Below are 24,714 nucleotides of genomic sequence, written 5' to 3' on the forward strand. Positions count from 1 at the left end.
CTCGCTGCGGGACGACAAGACAGGCTCGCGGCCTCACTCGCGCGATCCTCGGCCCTCCGAGGACGTGGACCCCATCATGATCAACTCCTCTGCTTCCCGGGGCCACCATGCGAGCGCACTACACAGAGCGCAAGTTCGGTCTTGTTTCGGTGTGCTGGGCGATCAGCTGGTCGGCTAGGACGGCCTGTAGTTGGGTGATCTTTGCTTGGGCTTCGGCGAGTTGGGCTTCGAGGTCTGCGGGTGCGTCCTGGCCGGCCTGGGTTGCGCGGATCTTGGCTAGGGCCTCCAAGGCGGTTTCGTCGGCGGTGGGGAGGGTGTGGAGGTAGCGCTCGGTTGTGGAGATCTTGCGGTGGCCGAGGCGTTCTTTGACGACCTGGAGGTCGGCGCCGCCAGCCAGGAGCCAGGAGGCGTGGGCGTGGCGGAGGTCGTGGATGCGGGGTGACCATCCGAGGTCGGCGGCGGCTCGGGCTGGGTGCCAGCAGCGGGTGCGGAACCAGTTCGCGGAGATGTGGGGATCGTCGTCGATGATGCGTGGTTTGCGGGGGTTGTCTTTGCCCTGGGAGCGGCGCTCGGCTCGGTAGGCGGCGTAGGCGGCTCGGCAGTGGTGGCATTTGCACTTGCCGAGGCTGTAGGCCGTGGTCGTTCCGTGGGTGTAGGTGCGGCCGTTCGGGCCTTCGAAGGTGAGGGTGTCAGGGTCCAGAAGTTCGAGCTTGGGTGGCTCGGCTCGGCGGCGGCTGAAGAAGAGGTCCTCTGGGGCGAGGTTGTTGGCTTCTGCGTGGGCCTTGAGCTTGGCGACGATCTGGGGGCTGAGCTTGAAGCGGCGCCAGCGCTTGCCCTTGGGGTAGTCCTTCACCAGGAAGCGGCGGCCTTCGGGGTGGAACTTGGGGACTAGTTCGACGACGGAGCGGCTGACGGTGAGGATGCCGGTGGCGAAGTCGAGGTCCTTAACGCGGAGTTCGGTCAGCTCGCCCCAGCGGAGACCGCTTTCGATGTCGGTCTCGACGAGGAGTTGGGCGGTCGCGTCCGGGAGCGCCTCGTAGATACGGGCGAACTGGTCGGCGGTGATGATCTGGCGCGGCTTCTCGGGGACGGGGTCGGTCTTCACGCCGCGGCTGGGGTGGTACACGAGGACGCCGTCGTTCACAGCGGTGGTGAAGATGGCGTTGAGGATCGCCGTCTTGCAGTACTTGATGCGGTATGCGGAGGCGCCCTGCTTCTTGAGGTGCGTGATCCACTCACGGACGGTCTCTGAGGTGATGTCCTGCAGCTTCATGTCCGCGAAGTACGGCATGACGTGTGATGCGAGGGCGTAGGCGTAGTCCTGACGGGTCGATGCCTCGATGCGGTGGTTGGGGAACCAGCGTTCCTCTACGTAGGTGCGGAAGGTCTGGCGGGCTCGGCGGGGGTCGCCCGCCTTGCCCTCGGCGATGCGGGACTCGGCTCGTTGCCAGGCGCGGTCGGCCTCCTTGCGGGTGCCGAAGGTGCCGGCCGTCTGGCGGACGCCCCGAGCGTCGTCATAAAGCGCTTGGTATCGGGTGCCCTCGGGCCCCTTGCGCTTGCGTGTGAAACCCATGATCCCCCGAAGATCATTTGTCACTCGTTTGTCACTGGATCACGGAAATCCGAGCGACATCGGCGAGCACAGGATGGCATACGAAACAGCCTCTGACCTGCAGTTTAGCGGTTCAGTGACGATCTCCGAGAGGTGTTCAACTGCCGCTTCCAAACTGGCTACGCGGGTTCGATTCCCGTCGCCCGCTCCCACCGAGAAGGCCCAGGTAGGAACCTTGTTTCCCCACCTGGGCCTACTTTTGTTTTCCCGGTCGCTCCGAGAGGGTCGGCCGGTGGCTGGTCGCTGGTGCCCTGCGCGGTGGTCTTGTCGGCAGTCTCGGGGCCTTTGCCCGGCCCACCGGGGTGCTCCACGCCCACGCTCGCAGCCCTTCCACGGGGATGATGAACGGCCCGACCGGACGGCTCACCGGGCGTGTCTGTGACGTGCGGGGCCTACGCCAGTTCACACCGGTCTCTATGTAAACGCGCGCGCAAAGTTCGCACGTCCATGATGTCGAGCCCGCAGCGCCCACGTGCGTTTAACGTCGCGTCGCCACGACAAGGAGGACCGCCGGGCTTGCCCGGACTCGGGTCTCTCATCGTTCGCCTCGGACTGGGGGCGGGCCCTTGGCCAGTAGGGGTGACCGATCTCGTCTAAAGGCTGATCAAGTGGTGGCAACGAGGGGTGAGGTCGGGGCGGCTCGCATGCCCGGGGGGAGAGTCGCCGCCCTTCCTCGCATTGGATGACGCCATTGTCACGTCGGCGCCACACTGGGCGTCGATGGCGGGGCTCTCCACATCTTGGGAACCGCGCTCGGACGGCGGCAGGGGGACGTTGAGTCAGCGGGTGTGCTGTTGGGGGTTCGATAGACTTACAGACACGTTTGTTCTTTCGAGGTGGGGGCGGGATGGGGCCACTCCAGCCGGGGGATCCCATTGGGGTCGGCGGGTACCGGATCCTCGCTCGGCTCGGGGCGGGTGGGATGGGGGTCGTCTATCTTGCCCGGTCGCCGGGCGGGCGGCTGGCGGCCCTCAAGCTCATCCGGCCGGACGCCGCCGACCACCCGGGCTTCCGGAGGCGGTTCCGCCGCGAGATCGCCGCCGCGGGCAGGGTCAGCGGCCTGTACACAGCTCCCGTGCTGGACGCCGACGCCGACGCGCCGCAGCCCTGGTTCGCCGCCGCCTTCGTCCCCGCGCCCACGCTGAAGGAGGCCGTCGAGGACGGCGGGGCGCTGTCCGAGCCCGCCGTCCGCGCTCTGGGCGCGGGGCTCGCCGAGGCGTTGCAGGCCGTCCACGGGGCGGGGCTGGTGCACCGCGATCTCAAGCCCGGCAACGTCCTGCTGGCCGAGGACGGCCCCAAGATCATCGACTTCGGGATCGCCAAGGTCGTCGACGCCACGCAGATCACCCGTACCGGCGGCATGATCGGCACGCTGGCGTACCTGGCGCCCGAGCAGATCGCCGGTGCCAAGGACGCAGGGCCCGGGGCGGACGTGTTCGCGCTGGGTGGCGTGCTGGTCTACGCGGCCACGGGGGCCCGGCCCTTCGGCAAGGGCGACCCGGGCGCGCTGCTCTACGAGATCATGTACGGCGAACCCGGTCTGGACGGGCTGCCCGCGTCCCTGCGGAGCACCCTGGCCGCCTGCCTGGACAAGGAACCGGCCCGGCGGCCTCCGCTCGCGGACGTGATCGCGGCGCTGACCCCCGCCGACCCTTCGGCGCTCGTCTCCCCTGCCCTGCGCCGGGACCTGGCGGCCAGGGAGGCCGAGGCGAACCGGATCTCCTCCGGGCCCGTGACGTTGCCGCCGCCGCTGCCGAGGATCGAGGGGACGGCCCCCGGCGGTCTGCGGCGGCGGCGCGTGCTGGGGCTGGCCGCCGGGGCGGCGGTCGCCGTGACCGGCGTCGGCGCGGGGACGGCGGGCTGGGCGCTGGCGGGCGGGGAGTCCAGGCCCGCCAAGCCCGCGCCCCGCGGGACCGCTCTCGCCGCGGCGCCCACGCCGGCGTGGAGCTTCGTCCCGCCCGCGCCCGTCGCGTCCGACGAATCGCACCTGCTGGTCGCGGACGGTGTCGTTCTGTGGGGCGGCGAGGACGCGACCTACGGGGTGGACGCCGCGTCCGGGCGGCGGCGGTGGACGGCGGACGTCGGCACGTTCGCGGGCTGCGCGGTCCACGGGTCGACGTTCATCCTCCCGAACGGCGGCGGTACCGACGAGAAGACGACGATCACCCTGGTCGACGCGGCGTCCGGTGAGCCGACGCATCTGCCGATGCCCGACGGCGCGTTTCCCGGTTCCGTCTTCGGCGTGGCCGGCGGCGCGGTCCTGCTGGAGTCGGGGACGTACTCGGACGAGGACACCCCGGCCGTGTGGGCCGTGGACCTCGCGGGCGGCAAGGCCCGGTGGCGGCTCCCCCTCGCCGACTCGGTCGTCAGCGGCGCGGTCGACCGGAACGGCCTGTACCTCAACGTGGAGCACACCCTCAGCGCCGTCGACCTCGCCACGGGCCGCAGGCGCTGGACCGTCGACTGGTCCAGATCCGGACAGGACTGGCCGGCCCAGGGCATCGCGGTCGGCGGCGGCAGGGTCTTCGGGAACTTCGCCGACACGCTCCAGGCGGTCGACACGGCCGGCGGGAAGGCGGTGTGGTCGCGGACCACCGGCACGGGCTTCTCCTCCGTCCAGCTGGCGGCCGGCAACGTGATCTTCAGGGGGGACGACCTGCACGCCCACGACCGCGCGACCGGGGCCCCCGCGTGGACGCTGGCCGGCCCGGAGAAGTTCGTCGACCAGCCGGGGCGGGACGCGGCGTCGGACGACGTCCTCGCGGCCGCGTTCAGCGGCGGCTCGACCAACGGAGTGTTCGCCGCCACGGCCTCCGGCCGGGGGCTCTGGGCGCACTGGGGCGATGTCCCCCGCGCCAAGGAGTGGGACGTCGTCGTGTCAGGCTCGTCGATCTTCGCGACCGATCACCAGCGGCTGCTCTGCTTCCGGACGGACTCGTGACGTCCCCGCCAGGGCCCGGGGACCCCGACCGCATCGGCAGGTACCGGGTGCTGCGGCGGCTGGGCGAGGGCGGCATGGGACGGGTCTACCTGGGCGCGTCCCCGGCCGGGCGAGCGGTCGCGATCAAGGTGGTGCGGCCGGAGCTCGCCGGGGACCCGGGGTTCCGGGCCAGGTTCCGTGCGGAGGTCGCGGCCGCCCAGCGGGTCAGCGGCGCGTTCACCAGCCCCGTGGTCGAGGCCGAGCCGGACGGGACCGTCCCGTGGCTGGCGACCGCGTACGTCAACGGCCTCAGCCTGAAGGAGACGGTCGAACGGTACGGGCCGATGCCCGAGCCGCTGCTGCGCACGCTCGGCGCCGGGCTGGGCGAGGCGCTGGTCGCGATCCACGCGGCGGGGCTGCTGCACCGCGACCTCAAACCGGCCAACATCCTGCTGGCCAAGGACGGGCCCCGGGTCATCGACTTCGGCATCAGCAAGGCCGTCGACCATGACGCGTCCGCCCACGGGCCCACGCAGGCGCTCACCTCCGACGGGCAGATCATCGGCTCCCCCGGTTACATGTCCCCCGAGCAGATCCGTGGCGGGACGCTCACCGCGTCCGCCGACGTGTTCGCCTTCGGGGCCGTGCTGGCCTTCGCCGCGACCGGCCGCCCCCCGTTCGGCAGGGGCGAGCTGCCCGCGGTCGTTCACCGGACCCTGCACGAGGCGCCCGATCTGAACGGCGTACCGGCGTCCCTTGCGCGGATGGTGGCCGCCTGCCTGAGCCGCGACCCCGGTGAACGCCCGCCCACCGACCTGCTGCCGTCACTTCTGGCGGCCGAGCCGGTGGCCCCCGGCTGGCTTCCGGGGTCCCTCGGCGAGGAGCTGCGGCAGCGGGAGGCCACGCTCCTCCTGGATCTGCGGGAAATCGCCAGGTCCCGCACCCGCCGGCGGCTGCTGCTCGGCGGTGCCGCCGCCGCGGGACTCGCCGTCATCGGCGGCGGGACGGCCGCGGCACTGGCCACGGCCGGGGCCGGACGGAGGCCCGCCCCGCCGAAGCTGCTGTGGCGGACGACGATCAACGAACCCGGTGACCGGTCCTTCGCCGGCGAGGTCTTCTCCCGGACGGTCGTCTCCCACGGCCAGGCGGAGGTGTACCGCTGCCACTCGCTCGGCACCGGGCGGCAGCTGTGGTCCAGCAAGTTCTCCGTCGCGGTCACCGAACCGAACCTGATCTACGGGATCCCGGACGACGGCGACCGGCTGATCGCCATGGACGAGTCCCGCAAGGTCAGGTGGACCAGCGACGTGGCCGACGGGGACGCCACCCCCGAGCTGCTGGGGCCGGACGGCGGGACGCTCGTCCTCGCCGGGCACAACCGCGTCATCAGCGGCGTGGACGCCGCCACCGGCGAGCGGCTCTGGGCCCACGAGTGGCCCGCCAAGACGTCCATCGACTTCCTCTACGGCATCACGAACCGCACCCTCGTCGCGATCGGCGTCCAGGGGTCGAACAGCCTGCTCATCGGGCTCGACACCGCGACGGGCGTGCTCCGCTGGGCCGACCCGGACGGGAGCCTGACCGTCGTCCCCGAGGGCGGCGGGAACCTGATCTTCCGCAACCCGTCGGGCGTCACGCTCGACGCGCTGGCCGCCGACACCGGCCGCAGGCTCTGGACCGCCGAGCTTCCCAAGGCCGCGGCGGATCCCCACCGCGACAAGCAGCTCTCGCCAGGCTTCACCGTCGCCGGCGGGACGGTCTACACCGGCAGCCCGACCTTGTACGCCCTGGACGCGTCGACCGGCCGCGAGCGGTGGACCTACACACCGACCTCGCCCGGCGGGCAGGAGCGGAGCCTCCTGGTCAGCGGGAAGTACGCCTACATCCTCGACAACCCGCAGCTAGTCGCGCTCGACGCCCGCACCGGCCGCCGGGTCTGGTCCGTCAACACGCCCGCTGCCCTCCCCGCCCGGCTGATCGCCGCCGGCGGACTGATCTGCACCGGCGTGACCGGCACCGCGGGCGCGGGACTCTACGGCTGGGACGCCGAAACGGGCGAGCTCGTCTGGAACCACCCCGCCTCCACCTCCGTCCCGACCAAGCGCTGGGCGCTCACCACCCGCGACCGCACCCTCGTGGCCTCCCAGGACAAGACCCTGCTCGCCTTCCGCCTCTCCTGAGACGGCTTCCGGCGGGCCGTCGTGCTCGGCGCCGTCCCGCGCTCGGCGCTCCACGTCGGCTGGAGGCCACCACCTGCCGCCCGGACGGCGCGGTTCCGCGGGTGTGTTCGTCTCACTCTTCGTAGTTGGGAGTGGGAGGGTGGGAGGTGTCGAGGTCAGGGAGGGATGTTGAGTACGTACGCCTACGACGTGGACCGTCACGCATTGGTGGTCTTCTGGAACACCGGGATGGGAAACGCCGCTTTCACCGTCGCGGACCTCTCCCGGAAGGTCACCGGCGATCAGGCTCAGCATCTCGCCCATGCGTTGACGCGCCTCTCGAAACAGGCTTGGCGGACCTACACGCACCCGGCATCCGCGGCCGAGGACCAGAGCGAGAACAGCGAAGGGTGGCGCCGCGAACACCACCGAGAGGCCTTCACCACGGTCGCCGATGCGCTGACCACGCCCAACCTCCCCAGTGACGGCATGCTGCTCCACTCCCACAATCCCGTCGAGGAGGCGGCGCAACAGGCCGGCCGCGCACTCCACGCCGCAGGCGACGCAGACCTGACCGCGCGAATCGTGGCGGAGATCCAGACGGAGATGAACGCGGTCGAGCAGGCGGAGCTCGGCGACCTCACCGGCCGCGCCCGGCAGGCCGTGGCGCTCACCCGCGCCGGCGCCTCCCCGGCGCAGGTCCAGGCCGCCGACAGGATCCTCTCCGACCACCCGCTCGGCAGCCGCGCCCTGTTCACCGACGTCGATCCCGTCGCCGCCTCCATCGCGGCCGCACACTGGCTGCAGGCGGCCGCCGATGTCGCGGCCGAGACATCCGGGCTGGCCCCGACCCAGATCGTCGAGGAGGCCGACAACATCGAGGCCCTCGCGCACGCCACGCCCACCGCCGTGTTGGAGAGCCTGGAGGTCGGCCTTTCCCCCTATGACGCGATCACCGGCATGATCCGGGAGGCCATGACGGCCGCCGAAGGCAAGATCCCCGATATCGAAGCCGTCCGCGACTGCATCAGCCAGGCGGACGAACTCGCCGACGAACACCAGGACCCGCGCCTACGGGACGCCCTCCTCCAAACGCTCCGCACCACCCCGCTCGACCCCATGCGGCCCGCGCACGACCTTCTCGAAGACCTTCTCGACGGAATCCGCGGATGCTGGCTCATCTACCGGGAAAGCGCGGAAACAGAGGAAGGAGCCGACGGCCCCTTCGCCGATGCCGTACGCGCCGAGGCCAACGAGCACCAGGACCGCCTCACCTGACCGCACCCGAGGCGACCGTGAGCCGGGTCGAGCGGTCCCCGTCGGCTCGCCGGCGTGCGTTGCCGCCTGTCAGGCGGCCCGGTGTCCGAAGTCAGCCGACGTGGACGACGGGGCGCTGTTCGATGTCGGGTTCGGCCTGGCGGAGGATCTCGCGGGTGAGGGGCGGGACGTCGCCGCCGCCGAAGACCAGGTAGCGCAGCAGGGCGCCGATCGGGTTGCCTTCGGCCCAGTGGAAGTAGACGTGCGGCTGCTTGCCCGTCTCATGCTGGATGTGGAGCAGGATCGCCGCGATCGCGTTGGGGATGCTCGGGGTCTCGGTGCGCAGGATGCGGTACCCGTGCCGGTCCTCGCCCGTGACGCGCACGGTGGACTCGAACTCGGACGCGTCCGACACGGTGAGTTCGAGGAACAGCAGTCCCTCCTCGGCGCGCAGGCGGTGCAACTCCCAGGCTTCCTGCGCCTTGTCCAGGTACTCCTGCCGGTCGCGCTCGTCGGGCTCGTTGGCGATGATCCGCAGCTCGCCGCGCTCGTCGAGGAACTCGCGGGCCTTCCCGTCGAACTCGACGTCGGTGATGCGCAGTTCGGTGGAGCGGGTGGCGCGGGAGATCAGCGACGTGACGACGATCGCCACGCAGAACACCACGGCGATCACCAGGCCGTCGGGCCGTTCGATGATGTTGGCGATCGTGGCGTAGGTGAAGATCAGGGTGACGATGCCGAAGGCCGCGCCGACGCGGCGGCGGCCGCGCTTCCAGGCGGCCAGCGTCGCGGCGACCGCGGCGGACAGGATCAGCGCGAGGACGCCGGTGGCGTAGGCGCCGCCCTGCGTCTCGACCTGGGCTCCGAACAGCAGCGTGATCGCGAACGAGACGAGGGTGAAGATCAGGACCATCGGGCGGGTGGCGCGGGTCCAGTCCGGTGCCATCCCGTAGCGCGGCAGGTACCGGGGAACGATGTTGATCAGCCCGGCCATGGCGGAGGCGCCGGCGAACCACAGGATCGCGACCGTGCTGAGGTCGTAGGCGCTGCCGAACCAATCCCCGAGGTTCTCGTGCGCGAGATAGGCCAGCGCTCGGCCGTTGGCCTTCCCGCCCTCCTCGAACTCCTTCTCGGGGATCAGCACGCTGGTGGCGAAGCTGGAGGTGACCAGGAAGACGCTCATGATGACCGCGGCCGTGGTCAGCAGCTTGCGGGCGCCCTGGATCCGCCGGTTCAGGTCACCCTTGACCAGGGGCATCACGGCCACCCCGGTCTCGAACCCCGACAGTCCGAGGGCGAGCTTGGGCATCACGAACAGCGAGACGGCGACCATGACCAGCGGGTTGGAGTGCTCGGCGGTCAGCGCGTGCTTCCAGTCGGTGACCAGACCCGGGTCGGACGCCACCTTGGCCAGGGCGGTCCCCACCACGACGACGTTCAGCACCAGGTACACCGCGACCAGGACGACCGCGATCGAGATCGCCTCGCTGAACCCCACCAGGAAGACCGCGCCCAGCGCCGCGATCAGCACCAGCGTGACCGGGATCTGCCAGCCCGCGACGGCGTCCGGCGCGAACGGGTTGTGCAGCAGGTGAGCGGTGGCGTCGGCGGCCGACAGCGTGATCGTCACGATGAACGCGGTGGCGACGAAGCCGAGCAGGAACAGCACCAGGAGCTTGCCGCGCCAGCCGGGCAGCAGCCGTTCCAGCATCGACAGCGACCCCAGCCCGTGCGGGCTCTGCCCCGCCACCGCCCGGTAGACCGGAAGAGCCCCGAAGAGGGTCAGCGCCACCAGCAGCAGGGTGGCGATCGGGCTCAGCGCCCCGGCGGCCAAGGCGGCGATGCCCGGCTGGTAGCCCAGGGTGGAGAAGTAGTCGACACCGGTCAGGCACATGACCTGCCACCAGGTGTGCTGCTTGTGCGGCGCGTCCTCGTGATGGGACGGCTGCTTCTTGTGCGGGCCCGGCTTGTGCCCCGGCCGGTGCAGTCCCTGCAGCAGCCAGCGCCGCATCCCTGAGTCCGCGTCAGGCTTCAGTGACGTGTCCATCCGGCCGCCCCCAGGATCGATTCGCGAGCCCGCACACAATACTGGCGACAGCGGTCACCCGCGCCCCCGCCCCGCGATCTCCCGATATCTCGACGTGCGGAACCTTCGGGCCGGTTCTGGCAGAGAGCCCGAGGTGGGGGCGCGCGCCGGCGCCCTGCGCCGTCGGTCAGGCGACGAGGTGGCGTGCGAGCTGGTGGAGGTGCGCGCGGAACCTCTGCCGCGTTTCCGGATCGCGGGGCTCCTGCCGTACTCCGTCCGTGTCCACGATGCCCTTCTGGGAGAAGGCGAGGATGGTCCAGGTGAGCGTGCGCATGACCATGCCGGCGTCCAGGTCGTCGGCGACGGCCCCGCGCACCATCGCGATCACCCGGCCGAGTTCCGGTCCGCCGAACATGGCGTCCAGCTGGGGAATGTCGCTCGCGTCCGACAGCCAGCGCTGCATCCAGAAGGCGCCCAGTTCCGGGGTGTCCAGGCAGAGGTCCAGGTACTCGTCCAGAAGCCGCCACAGGCCGTCGAGATCGGGGGTGTAGACCGCCTCCACCGCGCGCAACCGCTCGATGCGCCGCCTGTGGACCCGCTTCAGCACCGTCATGAAGACACCGCGTTTGCCCCCATAACGGTCGACCAGCGTCGGGAGGTCGACCCCGGCGGCTTCAGCGATCATCTCGTTGGTGACCGCGTCGTACCCCAGTTCGCTGAGCAGCCTCCCCGCCACAGCCAGCAGCCGCTCCTCCACCGACTCCTCGTCGGGACGGGACATGTCGCTCACCGACCTCCTGGACTCGCCCTGCTCACCTTCCCTCTCTGTGCAGTGTTTCCGCAGGTAGACGACTTACTCGGCCGTGGCCGGGGGTTCGTCCGCCGGCACCGGGCATCGCCCGCCCGCCGGTGGCGGATCCGCAGGGGGCTGTTGACCTCGCCGCACCCTCATCATACATTCACTCGTTAGATGTATGAATGGATGAGGTGGGGAGATGCCGGGAGAGACGGCTGTGGTGCTGGGTGGGAGCGTGGCGGGGCTGTGCGCCGCGGGGGTGCTCGCCAGGCATTTCGAGAAGGTGGTCGTGCTGGAGCGGGATCGGCTGCCGCCGGGGGCCGAGCACCGGCGGGGCGTTCCGCAGAGCAAGCACCCGCACTTCCTTCTCAACTCCGGCCGGCGTGCGATCGGTGAGATCTTTCCCGGGTTCGAGGAGGCGCTGATCGCCGCCGGCGGGATGCACCTGATGCCGTCGATGGACGCGGCCTACTGCGAGAACGACGGCTGGGCCCCGCGCAAGGCGGGATCGATGACGATGGTGTACAGCTCCCGAGTGCTGATCGAGCGGGTTCTGCGCGACAAGGTTCGCGAGCTGCCGGCCGTCGAGATCCGCGAGGGTGTGACCGTCACCGGGCTTCGCACGACGGGTGGTCGCGTCGAGGGGGTCGAGTGCGACAGCGGCCATCTGCCCGCCGATCTGGTCGTCGACGCGCTGGGGCGTGGCTCTTCGGTCGTGGAATGGCTCGGCGCGGACGGGTGGGCCGCGCCGCCGGAGAGGACTCTCGACGCCAAGGTCACCTATACCTCGCGCTGGTACGACCTGCCCCCGGCAGAGCGGCGTCCGGAGACGTGGTGGTGGAAGCACCTGGTCATCACTCCGACGCAGGACGACGGGGACCACCCCGCCGAGCACGAGTTCCTCAGCAACTTCTTCCCCATCGAGGGGGAGCGCGCCATCGTGTGCATGGGGTCGTGGGGTATCCAGATGCCGCGCAAGGTCGAAGCGTTCGAGACCGCTCTGGACCGCGTGCGGACACCGGTGTTCGCGCAGGCGGCCCGTGCCTGCACTCCGACCTCCGCGGTGCACGTGACTCGTGCGACCGGCAACAAGTGGCGCCGCTTCGACCTGCTGAAGGCGCCCCCGATCGGGCTGGTGTCCATCGGTGACTCGATCTGCGCCTTCAACCCCTTCTACGCCCAGGGGATGAGCTCCGCCGCCCGCTCCGCGCTCATCCTCGACGAGGTGCTGCGCAGGCGTGAGACCATCGACCTCGCCTTCGCGCGCGACTTCCTCGGCAGGCAGAAGAAGTCCCTTCAGGTGCCCTGGATGCTGGCCATGGCCCGCGACCAGGCCTACGACTTCGCGACCGGGACCGAAGTCGCCGCCGCCTGGCGCCGAGCGCTCACCTCGCGCCTGAGCTGGCCGGTCTTCAACGCCATCACCGCCGCGAGCCGCGAGGACGCCTACGTCGAACGGACGTTCGCCCAGGTGTTCAACCTCGACAGGTCACTCGGGCAGATGGCCGCCGATCCGCGGTTCTGGTTCGGCATCGCGCGCTACAGGCTGCGGCAACGGCTCGGGCGCACCGTCGTGCCCCACGGGTTCGACGACCGGCGGGATCCGCCCGGCATCGACTTCACCGGTTACACCGGCACTCGCGGTGCCTCGCCGGCCCGCGGTGACGACCTCGTCGGCACCTGACGCCAGGGAGCGGCTCATGGGTTACACCTGCGATTCGGCGGCCGAGCGCGTCGCCGGGAAACTCGGTTTCTCCTGCCACGACGCCGATCCCGTGGTGACCTTCCGCAACCCGTTCGACCTTGCGGACGGCACCATGGCGGTGCTCGAACTGCTCATCGTCGGCGGCGCGGTGTTCGCCCTGGTCCACGCGTGGCGGCGGTGGCGGCGCGACGGCGACCCGGTCAACATCTCGCTGTGGTTCGCCTCGGTCGTCTACCTGGCCGTGATCGAACCGCCGCTGTACTTCCCCGGCTGGTTCGGTCTGCAGGACCACGTCGGGTTCATCTTCTCCCACAACGTGTTCACCGTGCAGTTCATGTACGACCGGTTGCCGCTCTACATCGTGGCCTTCTATCCCGCGATCTCCCAGCTCGCCTACGAGCTCGTCCGGGCCCTGGGCGTCTTCGCACGGCGGGGGCCGCTGGTCGGCTCGGTGGCGGTCGCGTTCGCCTGCCAGGTCTTCTACGAGGTCTTCGACCAGCTCGGTCCCCAGCTGAGGTGGTGGGCGTGGAACACCGCGAACGCGAAGATCAACCAACCGGCGCTCGCCTCGGTGCCGATGAACAGCATGCTGCTCTTCGCCTCGGTCTCCTTCGGCGCGATGACCTACCTCGTCGTCCGCCTGGTCGGTGACAGGGACGGCCGTGGAGCGCTCACAGGCCGGCAGATCGGCCGGCGCGCCGTCGTCGCCGGCGCCGTGACACCCCTGGCGATGATCGTCGTCAGCGCCCCCAGCGGCGCCTTCGAGGGCCGCCTCGGCGTCCAGCGGGCCATCCTCGCCGCCGAGCTCGCCGCGGTCTGGATCGCCGGCCTCCTCCTGCTCGCCGACGCCTGGCGCGAGGGGCGCGCCGGCAGGGCCGCCCCGGTGGTGTCGCCGCTGTTCGCGCGGACGTATCCGGCGCTGTACCTCGGCGTCCACATCGTCTTCTGGCTCGTCGCGCTGCCGGCGTACCTCGCCTCGACCGACGGCGTCACCGAGCAGGGCACGCCGATCGGCAGCCTGTGGTACGTCGCGCTGTGCTCCGCCGCCGCCGCCGGAATGATCGTGGCCGCGCTCCGTGCGAGCGTGCCGCGAGGGGCGGCGGAGCCTGTGCGATCCTAAGGCCCATGGGGCACCACGGCTGGGGAGGCCGGCCTCCCGCATCAGAGGCCGAGGCCCGGCAGCGCATCGTCGACGCGACCGTCCGCTGCATCGACAGGCACGGCGTCGCCAAGACGACCCTGTCCGACGTCGCGAACGAGCTCGGTGTGACCCGGCAGACCGTCTACCGCCACTTCGGCCGCATCAGCGACATCATCGGCGAGGTCGCGGCCCAGGGCGCCGAGTCGTTCGTCGACCGGCTGATCGCCCACCTCCAGGGCATCGGCGATCCGGCCGAGGCCGTGGTCGAGGGCATGATCTTCTGTGTGCGGACCATCCCGAACGAGCCGCGGCTGAGCCTGCTGCTGCAGCTCGAGGACTCCGCCGCCTTCGGCCGCGGGGCCACCACCGCGGATGCCATCGCCTACGGCGCCGAGATGCTGCAGCGCTTCCCCGTCGACTGGGCGGCCGCCGGTGTGGGCGAGGACGACCTCGACGGCCTCGCCGAGATCGTCATGCGCCTGCTGACCTCGCTGCTGCAGCACCCGAGCGAGCCGCCGAGGGACGAGGCTGAGGTCCGTGCCGTCCTGAACCGCTGGCTGGCCCCCGGCCTGCGCACCGGCGGGCCGCGCCGGGTGTGATCACCCCGTCAGACGGGGGTGATCGGCAGGGGGCGGCGCGGCTGGAAGGTGAAGGCGGTGCCGGTGCTGAAGCGGACGACGGCCACCTCGCCGGGCTCCGGGGTCGGGTCGTCGCGGCGGACGACGGTCAGTTGCCATCCGTCGCCGCCGGGACCGGTCACCTCGACGTCGAGATGGACGTCCGCGGCGCGGACGGCGGCCTGGAGCGCGGTCGTCCATTCGGGGCCGCAGAGCGAGATCCAGGCGCCGTCCTCATGCGCGGCGGACGGACGGACGGCGACGGTCGCGCCGTTGATGTCGGCGTCGACGTAGGCGGCGGGGTTGAGGAGGGGATGCACCGCGAGAAGACGGGCCGCTCCCTCCGGGTCGCGCGGCAGGTCCAGGGCGCGGACGAGCCTCTCGGCGGCGACACCGGCGATGCCGACGAGCTGCTTGCGCCGGATGCGGAGCAGGTCTTCGGCGCCGGCGGCCCGCCGGGCCACCGAGAGCGTGAAGGCCCGGTTGAGCAGGTGCATCTGGAGGCAGACCTCGTCGGCGATCCGGGACAGCGCGGAACGGGAGAAGGCCGCGAAGTCCAGGTCGGAGAGCAGGGGCCCGGAGTAGTCGGCGAGCCCGTCCTCGGACGGGTCGATCGGTGCGAGTTCGAGGGTCGCGGCGCGGGAACGCTCGTTGTCGGCGAGGAGGGGGATGCCCTCCGCGTCCGGGTGGGACTCGTCGATGACCACGGTCCACGCGCAGTGGGGGTGCCGGTCGGCGGGCCGGCGCGGCGGCCGGTGGATCGGCCGCACCTGGGCCTTGGGGTTGGTCGCGACCGCGGTGGCGTCGAAGGTGGGGTCCTCGATGTCGTGGCACATGGACCGGACGTAGTCGTCGCCCATCGGCTCCACGTCCATCAGGGCGCCGCAGTGGTCGAGGTGGAACTCGCCGTGCCACCGGTCGTGGACGGTGTAGCGGAAGTCCATGAACTGCGGTGGGGCGCCGATGTCGAGCTGCAGGCCCTTGAAGATGGTCGGGACGTCGCCCTTCCCGGGCTCGTCGGGGGCGTAGCCGAGCGCCCGCTGCATCCGCCTGGTGTAGATCGGGCTCGACGCCGCCCACTCCTCGATCGCGATCCGCGCCATCTCCTCCCTTCCGAACGCGGAGATGCACCACGCCATCCCGGAGCGGTCGATGAGCTGCCCGATCAGGAGCAGCTCGGGTACGACGACCGCGAGTTCCCCGCGGGTCAGGTCGGCGTACCGGCCCGGAGGTGTCACCGGCGGGTGGGACATCTGCGGATCTCCTCGGTCTTCGGGCGTGCGGAGGATGCGGATGATCCCATAGTAGAACGCGTTCCAGCAGAACTGGAAGAGTGTCCGGACAGGTGTCCGACTCGTTGACCGGCCAGCGATCACCATTGCGGTGGCGCTGAACCGAGCCTTATGTTGGACATGTGTCCAGCCAACTGACCGGGGCGGCACGGTGACCGCCGAGAGCGGCCACTGGACCGTTGTTCGATAACGCGTTCTACCACCTAGGCCCACGCCCGCCGAGAAAGCCGGGGTCGTTCGCCCCACCCCCTGGGAGGACTGCAGGTGCACGCTGATCCGGCCCCTGGCCTGCGCTCCCCCGCGTCCGATCGCTCGACGCGCACGTCCCGGGCGGTGCGCCGGGCGTCCGCAGGGGGCGATCCCGCCGCCCTGCCGCCCCGGGCCCCCTGGACGGCCGGCACCGTTCTCACCCGTCGAGGAGCATCATGGCCATCCGCGTCCTGCACGTGGCCACCGGCAACGTCGGCCGCATCGCCCTGGCACAGCTGATCGAGGATCCCCGCTTCGAACTGGCCGGGCTGGTCGTGTCGAGTCCCGGGAAGGTCGGGCGCGACGCCGGCGAACTCGCCGGGCTCGACGTGGTCACGGGGGTCGCGGCCACCGCCGACCTGGAGGCGGCGCTCGCCGCGCGGCCGGAGTGCACCGTCTACTGCGCGATCGGCGAGACCCGGTTGTCCGGCGCCCTGGCCGACATCGGGAAGATACTCGCCGCGGGCAGCAACGTCGTCGCCTCCTCGCCGGTGCCGCTGATCTACCCCTGGGGGCTGCTGCCGGACCGAATGATCCGTCCCGTCGAGGACGCCTGCCGGGCGGGCGGGACGAGCATCTTCGTCACCGGAGTGGACCCCGGCTGGGTCAACGACCTGCTGCCCTTCGCGATCGCGAGCACCTGCCAGCGGGTGGAGCAGGTGCGCTGCTCGGAGATCGCCGACTACGCGACCTATGACGGCGGCCCGGTCATGCTCGACTTCATGGGCTTCGGACGTCCGGTGGGGGATCTGCCGAAGATCCTGCGACCGGGGATGCTGGCCGCGTCGTGGGGCGTCAGCCTCCGGATGCTGGCCCGGGGGTTCGGTTTCGAGCTCGACGAGATCACCGAGTGGTTCGAGCAGGAGCCGGCGCCGGAGGCGTTCGACGTGGCAGCCGGGCACATCCCCGCGGGCGGGATGGCGGCCGTTCGGTTCCAGATCAGCGGCGTCGTCGGCGGCAAGGAGGTCCTCGTCATCGACCACACGACCCGGCTGCGCGGCGACCTGCGTCCGGACTGGCCGCAGCCGGCGCAGGACGGCGGCTCCTACCGGGTCGAGATCGTCGGTGAGCCGTCCTACCGCGTCGACGTCTGCCCGACCAGCGCCAAGGGAGACCACAACTACGCCGCCATCGCCGCGGGCGCCGGGCGCGTCGTCAACGCGATCCCCGACGTCATCGCGGCGGCGCCGGGACTGCGGACGCCGCTCGACCTGCCTTTCACCACCGCCCGCGGCGTCTTCGCGGCGGCGCTGACCGACTAGGGCACCCCGTCAGAAGGGACGGCAACCATGGGACGTGTGGACGGGAAGACCGCTCTGATCAGCGGCGGGGCCCGCGGCATCGGCGCGGCCAGTGCCCGGGCCCTGGCCGCCGAGGGCGCCAGGATCGTCATCGGCGACATCCTCGACGAGGAGGGCAAGGCCGTCGCGGACGAGCTCGGCGACGCGGGACGCTACGTGCACCTCGACGTGACCAGCGAGGACGACTGGGCGGCCGCCGTCGAGACCACCGTCGCCGAGTTCGGCGCGCTGAACGTGCTGTTCAACAACGCGGGGATCGCCAACGGCGCGGCCATCAACCGTTTCAAGCCGGAGAAGTGGCGGCAGATCATCGACGTCAACCTCACCGGCCCGTTCCTCGGCATCCGCGCGGCCACCGACGCGCTGATCGCCGCCGGGGGCGGTTCGATCATCAACAACTCCTCCATCGAGGGCCTTCGCGGCACCTCCTGGGCGCACGGCTACGTGGCCTCGAAGTGGGGGCTGCGGGGCCTGACCAAGTCGGTCGCCGTGGAGCTCGCCCCGCACGGCGTCCGGGTCAACTCGCTGCACCCCGGGCTGATCCGGACGCCGCTCACCGAGGGCATCCCCGACGACATGGTCCCGATCCCCCTCGGACGGCCCGGCCTGCCCGAGGACGTCGCCTCCTTCGTCGTCTTCCTCGCCAGCGACGAGTCGTCCTTCGCCACCGGATCCGAGTTCGTCATCGACGGAGGGACCGTCCAGCAGATCCCCCACAAGGGCTGACCCGGGGCGCGCGGCGCCCCGGCCGGACCTCGCACGACGCATCACCGGCTCATCTGGCGCCGGACTCCATCGGGCTCTACACGCGCAGCAGGACCGGCCAGGTCAGCGGGCCGACGATCCCGTCGTCGTCGACGCGGCCCCATCGCTGGACCGCCTTCACGGCCGCCTCGGTGGTGGCGTCGAACATGCCGTTGATCGAGACCTCGGAGTGGCTGCGCGCCAGCAGGAGACCCTGCACGGTCTGCACGTCCTCCCCGGTGGCTCCTCTGGCGAGCGTCGGGAGGTTCTTCACCATGTTCTCCGTCCAGTCGTCGTAAGCGGGCCGTCCGTAGCCGGCGATGACGCCGGACGCGCGGACGCGGCGCTTCACCGCGTCATCGGTATTGGCCTCGATCGTCTGGAGGCGCCCGCCGCCGAGGACCTTCTCGACGACGCCGACATGGTCGATCGCGCCGACGCTGTTGGTGGCGCCCCAGTCGTAGAACACGATGTCGCCGGGCTTCGCCTGGTCGACGCTCGCGGTCGTCCCGCTGTGCCAGCTCCCGGCCTTCTGGAAGTCCTGCGCGTGCCACACGGTGTAGGCGCGGTCCCCGCCGGGCAGGACGGCGCCCGCGTTGCCGCTGTGCCGCGCCCAGTAGGTGATGGCCATGTCGCACCAGGACGCCCGGAGGAACTCGTCGCCGTGCCGGGACGCGTACTCCCGGGTGATGGTGTTCGGCCGCCCGGACATCCCGAGCGACCCGCGGGCCTCGGCGACCATCTTCGCCGCGGTCATCGCTTCTCGCCCTCCTCGCGCGTCGGCGGACCGCGGAAGATCCCCTCACGGTCGGGCGGACCGTAGAGCCGTCCGAGGATCTCCTGCTCGTCGGGCTCGGTGGCGACGTGCACGTCCGGGTGGACGTCCACCTCGTCCATGTGCTCGATCTCCTGGTTCATGCCGTCCTCCTGGTCGCGCACGCGCTTCCGGCTTCGCGGGCAGCCGCCGGCCGTGACCACGGTGACGCCGTCCTGGTGCCGGCCGTGCGGGCGTCGCTCGTCGCGGCCAGATTTCTGGAGGCGCATTGCCGAGACGGCGTACCGACGAAAGAATGATCACGCTCGGCAACGAGCCACTACAGAGAGTATGTCTCCCTGAATGCGGCGTTTCTCCAGCCGAACGGAAAGACCCTTGTCGCCCGCCCAGCAGTCCTTGCTCCTCTCCGGATTGTTCAGGGCCTTGCGTCACACCCGGCCCAGGAAGCACCGCATGATGCAAGTTGTTTCGTCGCCCCAGGCCGGCCGGCGGGTTTTGAGAAACGGCTGTGCCTCCAGGGCCGGATGGGATTCAGCCTTCCTGTTTCCCGGCGGAGGGTGTTCGTCCGTCGGGCAGGCGGACGCCGGTCAGGGGCTCGAAGGCGTTCGCGGTCGCGCCCGGGCGCCGTCGACGCCTGAACGGCGCGCGAAAGGCAGGGCCCCTGTCAGGGCCCTGCCTTTCCTGCGGGGTCAGCGGTCGATCCACCATGAGATCAAGGTGATGGCCGCGGCGCCGCCCGCGGTGGCCGCGCCGTAGGCGAACCCGCGGACGGCGGCGAAAAGGGCGGCGTCCCGCAGGCGCCGGACCTTCCCGGCGCGCGCGGGGCGGCGCTCGGTCTGCGCGATGCGTTCCATTGCTCTCCTCCTGGAGGTGATCGGCCGGACGTGGCCTGATGGAGGAAGCGTGCGCCGGGATGATGTTCACCTGCGAGAGACTTCTGTTCATCCTGAGAAGCCGTCCGGGCGGGCAGGTCACCGGCTTCGCGCGCGCCGGAAGGCGAACGAACCTGAACACAACTGCCCGGGTGAACGTCCAGGGTCCGGAGGAGGGCGTCGGTGGAGCGGATCGCACCCGAGAGGATCACGACCCGCCGCCAGTTCGTTGAACAGATGGGTCTGCTGTACGACCGCGGCGGCTGGAGCCATCACCGGCTCGCCCACAAGGCGGGCCTGAGCCCGGCTACCGTCCGCAAGGCCGTGAGCGACACCGCCGTGCTGCCGCGGGCCGACACGGTGAGGGCGCTCATGAAGGCCTTCCGCATGGACCCGGCGCCCTGGCTCGAAGCCCGCGGCCGCATCCGCGACAAGGAGAAGGGCCCGGAGAGGGCGGCCGTCTCGCCGCCCGCGCGGGAGGCCGCCGAGGAGCAGCCCCCGCCGGACGCGCCGCGCCATCTCGTCGGGGTGATCCCGAGAGGGGCCGACTGCTACCAGATACGTGACGTCCTGGCCCTGCTGGAGAAGGCGACGGCAGAGGCCGATGGAGCGGTTCCGCCCCGGGGCCGCGTGCTGACCGGGATGGGCGGGGTGGGCAAGACGCAGCTCGCCGCCGCCTACGCACGCGAGGTCTGGGACGCCGGACGGGTGCGGATGCTGCTGTGGGTGACGGCGTCGTCCCGTCCGGGGATCGTGGCCGGCTACGCCGAGGCCGCTGCGGCCCTGGGCCTGTCGGTCGCGACCGACGACCCGGAGCAGGCCGCGCGGCGGTTCCTGCAGTGGGCGTCCACGACCCGCGACACGTGGCTCATCGTCCTGGACGACATTCGGGAACCGGGCGACGTGCAGGGCTGGTGGCCGCCGGACCGGCCGTCGGGACAGGTGCTCGCCACGACCTGGCGCCGCGAGGCCGCCCTCGTCGAGCAGGGCCGGCGCCGGGTGAACGTCGGTCTGTTCACACCGGAAGAGGCACGGGACTATCTGACCGCGAAGTTCCGCGTCCATGAGATGACCGACGATCCCGGCCAGATGGACGCGCTCGCCGAGGATCTGGGGTGGCTCCCCCTGGCGCTGGCGCAGGCGGCCGCCTACATGGTGGACCTCGGCCTGGACTGCGCGGGCTACCGCGAGCGGCTCGCCGACCGGCGCCGCACCCTGGCCGAGCTGGTGCCCGAGCCCGAACACCTCCCCGACGACCACGGCAAGGTCGTCGCGGCGGCGTGGTCGCTGTCGATCGAGCGCGCGGACCAGGCCCGCCCCGTGGGACTGGCGAGGCCGCTGCTGCAACTGTGCTCGGTGCTGAACCCGAACGGCATCCCCTCATCGGTGCTGACCAGCCCGCCCGCCCTGGGATACCTGACGTTCGCCGCTTCCGCCGGCGCGGCCGGCCGCGACACCGACGGCACCGACGGCACCGACGTGTGGGACGGTCTGAGGGTCCTGCACCGGTTCAGCCTCCTCGACCACGACACGGCGGCCGGAGGCGCCGTCCGCGTCCACGCGCTCATCCAGCGCGCGACCCGCGAGACGCTCGGCGAGCAAGAGCGCCTGCGCACCGCGCACACGGCCGCCGACGCGCTCATGCACGTGTGGCCGCGCATCAAGTACGACCAGATCACCAGCGTCCTGCGCACGAACGCGAACAGCCTGCACGAGGTCACCCACACGGACCTGTGGCGGCACACCGGCGACGGCGGCCGCGAGTGCGGCCATCCGGTGCTGTTCCGCGCGGCGCGAAGCCTGAGCGACACCGGCCAGGTCGAAGCGGCCGTCGGCGCCTACGACGAGCTCTTCCAGGCCGGCGACCGCATCCTCGGCCCCGAGCATCCGGACACCATGTCCGCACGCAGAGGCAGGGCCCACGCCCGGGGCGAAGCGGGCGACATCGCGGGCGCCATGGCCGAGTACGGGGAACTCCTGTCCGACCTCACCCGCACGCTCGGCCCCGAGCACCCGCGGACCTTCTCCGCCCGCAACGACCTCGCGACCCTCCGCCGCCGCGGCGGCGACGTCGCGGGCGCGATCGAAGAACTCGAAGAGCTGCTGGCCGAGCAGGAATGGATTCTCGGCGCCGACCACCCCGACGTCCTGGCCACCCGGAGGAACCTGGCGAACTCCCGCGGGGAGGCGGGCGACGCCGACGGCGCCGTGAACGCGTTCGAGAGCATCCTCGCCCACCAGGGGCGCCTGGCGAGGCCGGACGACCCCGACGACCTCCAGGCCATGCTGAGCGTCCGGGAGAGCCTGGCGAAATGGCGCGGTGACGCGGGCGACGCGGCGGGGGCGGCCGCCGCCTGCGAAGAACTCCTGGCCGACCGGGAACGGATCCAGGGGCCGGACCACCCCCAGACCCTGGCCGCCTGGAAGGACGCCCTCCACTGGCGGTGGCGCAGAGGGGACACCGAGAACCTCCTGGAGGAGTACGAGCGGCTCGTCGCCGCGCACGTGCGGATCCTGGGCGCCGACAATCCCGCCACCCTGGTCGTCAGCGGCATCCTCGCCCGCGTACGGGGAAAGAAGATCGACCCGGCGAGCGCGGTCGAGGATCTGGAGCGGCTCGTGGCCGACCACCTGCGCGTCCTCGGGCCCGACCATCCCGAGACCCTGCGCACCCGCGCCCAGCTGGCCTACTCCCGAGGCCAGGCCGGGGACGCGGTCAGCGCGGTCAGCGCCTACGAGGACCTTCTCGCCGACCACGAACGAATCCTGGGCCGCGACCATCCCCAGACGTTGGCCACCCGCAACGGCCTCGGTCGCTGGCAGGCCGAATCAGGCGACGTGGTGGCGGCCGTCACCACCTTCGAGGAGGTCCTGGCCGACCGCTGGCGGGTGCTGGGCCGCAACCACGAGCACACCCAGAACACCCTCAAGAGCCTGGAACGATGGCGCCGCCGCCTGCAGCGCGAGTCCCAGGTCCAGCAACGGGACACCAAGCGCCGACGCACCAGGCATCGCAGCAAAGGACCCCGGGGCGGTCCTGAGTGGTCAGGACCGCCCGGGCACGAGTAGGCGGCGCGGTCGCCGCCCGGGACGTCAGTCCAAGGCCAGCAGCAGTGCGGCGGACCAGCTGAAGTTGGTGGAGTTCAGCGGGGCTCCCGTCAGGGGGTGGTAGTTCTCCATGATCGGCGCGTCTCCGAGCAGGCCGGACGCCGAGCCGCGCAGGCGGTCGGCGAGAGCGGACGCGTCGGCGCGGTAGCCGTACCTCCGCAGGCCCTCCAGGGAGAAGTACGCCTGGTCGAGCCAGACCGGGCCGCGCCAGTACTTGTCCGGGGCGAAGTACGGCGAGCTCTTCGACACCGTCGCGAACGGCATCGGGGTGGCGAACTCCTCCGGGTCGGTCAGCCTGCCGCGGACGGCGGCGGCCTGGGGTCCGGTCGCGACGCCCGCCCACAGCGGGATCGCGCCCTCGATGCCGCGGCCCCGTTCCGTGAGGCGCCGCCCCGACGCGAGGTCGGTGTCGTAGAAGTAGCCGGTCGCCGGGTCGTACATCGACTCGCGGATCGCGGCGGTCAGCGTCCGCGCCTGCGCGGTCAGGCGGCGGGACGTCGCCCCGTCGCCGAGCCGCCGCGCGATCAGCGCGAGGTAGCCCTTCTCGGCGGCGAGGTAGGAGTTGAGGTCGACGGACTCCTGGTTCAGCGAGTAGCCCACGACCCTTCCGGCCGCGTCCCGGTTCTCGACGGCGGTGGTGCCGAGCGCGGCGTCGAAGCGCGGGGCGTTGTCCATGCCGCTCTCCCACGCGGCGGCCTGCCGCCGCGCCTCCGGCGTGTCGTTGGCCGGGTCGACGGTCGCGCCGTACTCGGCGAGGCCGTCGTGGTCGTGGTCCCGGTTGCGGTACCACCAGTCGTGGTAGGCCAGCAGCTTCGGATACATCTCGCGCAGGAACCGGGCGTCACCGCTTCGCCGGTAGGTCTCCCAGACCGCCCAGGCGGCCAGCGGCGGCTTGGTGTTGCGCTCGTTCCAGTTGCCGCCGCCGCGGGCGGGGTCGTTGTAGAAGAGGCAGTCGGGGATCATGCCGGCGTCCTGCGGCCGGGCCCGCGAACCCGCGGTGATCTGGTGGTCGAACATCGACCTGATCTGCGACTCGGCCAGGGCCGGGTCGAAGCCGGCCACGCCGACCGCCTGCTTCCACGTGTCCCAGGCCCAGAAGCCGCCGGTGAACCACTTGTAGGAGATGGACGGCGTGATGCCCCCGTGGTCGAGTCTTCCGGCCGGGCCGCGCCAGTTCGTGACGAGGGTTTCGAGCGCCTTGACCGCGAGCCGCCTCCGTTCGGCGGGCACGTCGGCGGTGACGGCCGCCACGTACCGGCGCCAGCGGGCGTCGGTGTCGCCGATCGCCTTGCCGGGGCGGAGCAGCAGGTCGCGCACCGCCGGGGCCTCCCGCTCGCGTTCGGCGGCGGTGAAGGTGTAGGTCTCGGCCCACGTCAGCTCGGACGAGCGGCGCGGCGCGAGGGTGAGCGGACGCGCCAGGTCGGTGCGGTAGGAGTCGCCGGTGACGGTGGTGCGGACGGGCTCGGCGTGGGTCACCTCGAACCGTTCGGTGCCGTCGGTGAGGTAGTCCCACTGCTCGCGGACGCGGGCGAAACCGACCGCGACGCCGCGTGCCGTGGCGTGCAGGGACGGTGCGCTCTTCATGGGCTCGTCGTCCGGGCGCAGGAGCGACCCGCTCCAGCCGACCTCGACCGTCCGGGAGCCCTTCCCGGTGTTGGCGACCGAAGCGCGGACGAGCGCGCTGTGCCCGGAGGCGAAGCGCAGTTCGAGGGTGAGCCGCAGCCCCGGCAGCTCGTAGACCTGGCGCACCATCCCGGGCAGCGCGGTGAGCCGGGGCGCGCCGGCGGCGCCGAGGTCGAGGTCCCGGCCGTCCGCGCGCAGCCGGATGCGGCTGAACGCCTTGCTCAGCCACCACGGGTACTCCTGGGCGATGTACAGCGGTCCGGAGAACCCGCCGTACGCGTCCTTGTCGCCCGCCCGCGGCAGGGCATAGGCGTGCCAGGCGCCGCGGTCGCTGAAGACGTTGACCTCGTTGACCTCCGCGGGCAGGGCGTCGGCCGGGACGCCGTGCAGGTCGAGCACGTCGGCGTAGCCTTCCGGCCCGGCCTTGCGCTCTGCGGCGGACGACGCCGGCACGGCGGTGACGATGAGGGCGGAGCCGAGCGTGAGCCCGGCCAGGGCGTTGAGCGATCGTCGCATG

General features: G+C 71.5%; 17 protein-coding genes. 9 read left to right on the top strand and 8 right to left on the bottom strand.

Going from position 1 to position 24,714, the window contains the following annotated elements; translation table 11 throughout:
* Window positions 1–118 precede the first annotated feature (118 nt).
* Window positions 119–1,573: a site-specific integrase gene (locus BJ999_RS31855; protein ID WP_179836685.1), complete on the bottom strand. Its 1,455-nt coding sequence runs from the start codon at window positions 1,571–1,573 to the stop codon at window positions 119–121.
* An 886-nt stretch (window positions 1,574–2,459) separates the two neighbouring features.
* Between BJ999_RS31855 and BJ999_RS31860 the strand changes: the two genes are divergently transcribed.
* From BJ999_RS31860 to BJ999_RS31870, 3 genes are all read left to right on the top strand, one after another.
* Window positions 2,460–4,553 carry a protein kinase domain-containing protein gene (locus BJ999_RS31860; RefSeq protein WP_268247816.1) on the top strand — a complete coding sequence of 698 codons (2,094 nt, stop codon included), beginning with the start codon at window positions 2,460–2,462 and terminating at the stop codon, window positions 4,551–4,553.
* Window positions 4,550–6,712 carry a serine/threonine-protein kinase gene (locus BJ999_RS31865; RefSeq protein WP_179836687.1) on the top strand — a complete coding sequence of 721 codons (2,163 nt, stop codon included), beginning with the start codon at window positions 4,550–4,552 and terminating at the stop codon, window positions 6,710–6,712. Before BJ999_RS31860 ends, BJ999_RS31865 begins: the two co-directional genes overlap by 4 nt.
* A 168-nt stretch (window positions 6,713–6,880) precedes the next feature.
* On the top strand, window positions 6,881–7,969 hold the full coding sequence (locus tag BJ999_RS31870) for a hypothetical protein (RefSeq protein ID WP_179836688.1): 1,089 nt from the start codon (window positions 6,881–6,883) through the stop codon (window positions 7,967–7,969).
* A 91-nt stretch (window positions 7,970–8,060) separates the two neighbouring features.
* Here the strand turns inward: BJ999_RS31870 and BJ999_RS31875 are convergent, their stop codons facing one another.
* Both BJ999_RS31875 and BJ999_RS31880 read right to left on the bottom strand, forming a co-directional pair.
* Window positions 8,061–9,995 (bottom strand): amino acid transporter, encoded by a 1,935-nt coding sequence (locus tag BJ999_RS31875; RefSeq protein WP_179836689.1) that lies wholly within the window; start codon window positions 9,993–9,995, stop codon window positions 8,061–8,063.
* Window positions 9,996–10,161: 166 nt separating this feature from the next.
* Window positions 10,162–10,755: a TetR/AcrR family transcriptional regulator gene (locus tag BJ999_RS31880; RefSeq protein WP_229810352.1), complete on the bottom strand. Its 594-nt coding sequence runs from the start codon at window positions 10,753–10,755 to the stop codon at window positions 10,162–10,164.
* Between the two features lie 214 nt (window positions 10,756–10,969).
* Between BJ999_RS31880 and BJ999_RS31885 the strand changes: the two genes are divergently transcribed.
* From BJ999_RS31885 to BJ999_RS31895, 3 genes are read left to right on the top strand one after another with little or no spacing between them, the layout of a single operon-like run.
* Window positions 10,970–12,454, top strand: a complete 1,485-nt coding sequence (locus tag BJ999_RS31885; protein ID WP_179836691.1) for an FAD-dependent oxidoreductase — start codon at window positions 10,970–10,972, stop codon at window positions 12,452–12,454.
* 16 nt (window positions 12,455–12,470) lie between these two features.
* Window positions 12,471–13,595 carry a hypothetical protein gene (locus BJ999_RS31890; RefSeq protein ID WP_179836692.1) on the top strand — a complete coding sequence of 375 codons (1,125 nt, stop codon included), beginning with the start codon at window positions 12,471–12,473 and terminating at the stop codon, window positions 13,593–13,595.
* 5 nt (window positions 13,596–13,600) lie between these two features.
* A complete protein-coding gene (locus BJ999_RS31895; protein WP_179836693.1) occupies window positions 13,601–14,215 on the top strand; it encodes a TetR/AcrR family transcriptional regulator in 615 nt (204 codons plus the stop codon).
* An 8-nt stretch (window positions 14,216–14,223) separates the two neighbouring features.
* On the opposite strand, the gene BJ999_RS31900 is transcribed toward BJ999_RS31895, so the two are convergent.
* A complete protein-coding gene (locus tag BJ999_RS31900; RefSeq protein ID WP_179836694.1) occupies window positions 14,224–15,486 on the bottom strand; it encodes a hypothetical protein in 1,263 nt (420 codons plus the stop codon).
* A gap of 464 nt (window positions 15,487–15,950) precedes the next feature.
* Between BJ999_RS31900 and BJ999_RS31905 the strand changes: the two genes are divergently transcribed.
* Both BJ999_RS31905 and BJ999_RS31910 read left to right on the top strand, forming a co-directional pair.
* Window positions 15,951–17,036, top strand: coding sequence for an NAD(P)H-dependent amine dehydrogenase family protein (locus BJ999_RS31905; RefSeq protein ID WP_179836695.1), 1,086 nt, complete (start codon window positions 15,951–15,953; stop codon window positions 17,034–17,036).
* Between the two features lie 27 nt (window positions 17,037–17,063).
* The gene (locus tag BJ999_RS31910) at window positions 17,064–17,801 is read left to right on the top strand and encodes a glucose 1-dehydrogenase (protein WP_179836696.1); all 738 of its coding nucleotides are present in this window, start codon (window positions 17,064–17,066) and stop codon (window positions 17,799–17,801) included.
* 76 nt (window positions 17,802–17,877) lie between these two features.
* Here BJ999_RS31910 and BJ999_RS31915 read toward each other — a convergent pair whose 3' ends face one another.
* From BJ999_RS31915 to BJ999_RS31925, 3 genes are all read right to left on the bottom strand, one after another.
* Window positions 17,878–18,576 carry a peptidoglycan-binding protein gene (locus BJ999_RS31915; protein ID WP_179836697.1) on the bottom strand — a complete coding sequence of 233 codons (699 nt, stop codon included), beginning with the start codon at window positions 18,574–18,576 and terminating at the stop codon, window positions 17,878–17,880.
* On the bottom strand, window positions 18,573–18,737 hold the full coding sequence (locus tag BJ999_RS31920) for a hypothetical protein (RefSeq protein WP_179836698.1): 165 nt from the start codon (window positions 18,735–18,737) through the stop codon (window positions 18,573–18,575). The genes BJ999_RS31915 and BJ999_RS31920 overlap by 4 nt, the downstream gene beginning before the upstream one ends.
* Window positions 18,738–19,283: 546 nt before the next feature.
* A complete protein-coding gene (locus BJ999_RS31925; RefSeq protein ID WP_179836699.1) occupies window positions 19,284–19,448 on the bottom strand; it encodes a hypothetical protein in 165 nt (54 codons plus the stop codon).
* A gap of 201 nt (window positions 19,449–19,649) precedes the next feature.
* Between BJ999_RS31925 and BJ999_RS31930 the strand changes: the two genes are divergently transcribed.
* Window positions 19,650–22,535, top strand: coding sequence for a tetratricopeptide repeat protein (locus BJ999_RS31930; RefSeq protein ID WP_179836700.1), 2,886 nt, complete (start codon window positions 19,650–19,652; stop codon window positions 22,533–22,535).
* A 24-nt stretch (window positions 22,536–22,559) separates the two neighbouring features.
* Here BJ999_RS31930 and BJ999_RS31935 read toward each other — a convergent pair whose 3' ends face one another.
* Window positions 22,560–24,713: an MGH1-like glycoside hydrolase domain-containing protein gene (locus tag BJ999_RS31935; RefSeq protein ID WP_179836701.1), complete on the bottom strand. Its 2,154-nt coding sequence runs from the start codon at window positions 24,711–24,713 to the stop codon at window positions 22,560–22,562.
* Window position 24,714: the final 1 nt, after the last annotated feature.

It is taken from the genome of Actinomadura citrea (assembly GCF_013409045.1).
Lineage (GTDB): Bacteria > Actinomycetota > Actinomycetes > Streptosporangiales > Streptosporangiaceae > Spirillospora > Spirillospora citrea.

What these genes read in the sequence shown, in the direction of transcription:
- BJ999_RS31905 (WP_179836695.1), top strand. Translation starts at nt 15,951, where the DNA reads ATGGCCATCCGCGTCCTGCACGTGGCCACCGGCAACGTCGGCCGCATC.
- BJ999_RS31895 (WP_179836693.1), top strand. Translation starts at nt 13,601, where the DNA reads ATGGGGCACCACGGCTGGGGAGGCCGGCCTCCCGCATCAGAGGCCGAG.
- BJ999_RS31925 (WP_179836699.1), bottom strand. Translation starts at nt 19,448, where the DNA reads ATGGAACGCATCGCGCAGACCGAGCGCCGCCCCGCGCGCGCCGGGAAG.
- BJ999_RS31915 (WP_179836697.1), bottom strand. Translation starts at nt 18,576, where the DNA reads ATGACCGCGGCGAAGATGGTCGCCGAGGCCCGCGGGTCGCTCGGGATG.
- BJ999_RS31855 (WP_179836685.1), bottom strand. Translation starts at nt 1,573, where the DNA reads ATGGGTTTCACACGCAAGCGCAAGGGGCCCGAGGGCACCCGATACCAA.
- BJ999_RS31900 (WP_179836694.1), bottom strand. Translation starts at nt 15,486, where the DNA reads ATGTCCCACCCGCCGGTGACACCTCCGGGCCGGTACGCCGACCTGACC.
- BJ999_RS31860 (WP_268247816.1), top strand. Translation starts at nt 2,460, where the DNA reads ATGGGGCCACTCCAGCCGGGGGATCCCATTGGGGTCGGCGGGTACCGG.
- BJ999_RS31875 (WP_179836689.1), bottom strand. Translation starts at nt 9,995, where the DNA reads ATGGACACGTCACTGAAGCCTGACGCGGACTCAGGGATGCGGCGCTGG.
- BJ999_RS31880 (WP_229810352.1), bottom strand. Translation starts at nt 10,755, where the DNA reads ATGTCCCGTCCCGACGAGGAGTCGGTGGAGGAGCGGCTGCTGGCTGTG.
- BJ999_RS31910 (WP_179836696.1), top strand. Translation starts at nt 17,064, where the DNA reads ATGGGACGTGTGGACGGGAAGACCGCTCTGATCAGCGGCGGGGCCCGC.
- BJ999_RS31890 (WP_179836692.1), top strand. Translation starts at nt 12,471, where the DNA reads ATGGGTTACACCTGCGATTCGGCGGCCGAGCGCGTCGCCGGGAAACTC.
- BJ999_RS31885 (WP_179836691.1), top strand. Translation starts at nt 10,970, where the DNA reads ATGCCGGGAGAGACGGCTGTGGTGCTGGGTGGGAGCGTGGCGGGGCTG.
- BJ999_RS31935 (WP_179836701.1), bottom strand. Translation starts at nt 24,713, where the DNA reads ATGCGACGATCGCTCAACGCCCTGGCCGGGCTCACGCTCGGCTCCGCC.
- BJ999_RS31920 (WP_179836698.1), bottom strand. Translation starts at nt 18,737, where the DNA reads ATGAACCAGGAGATCGAGCACATGGACGAGGTGGACGTCCACCCGGAC.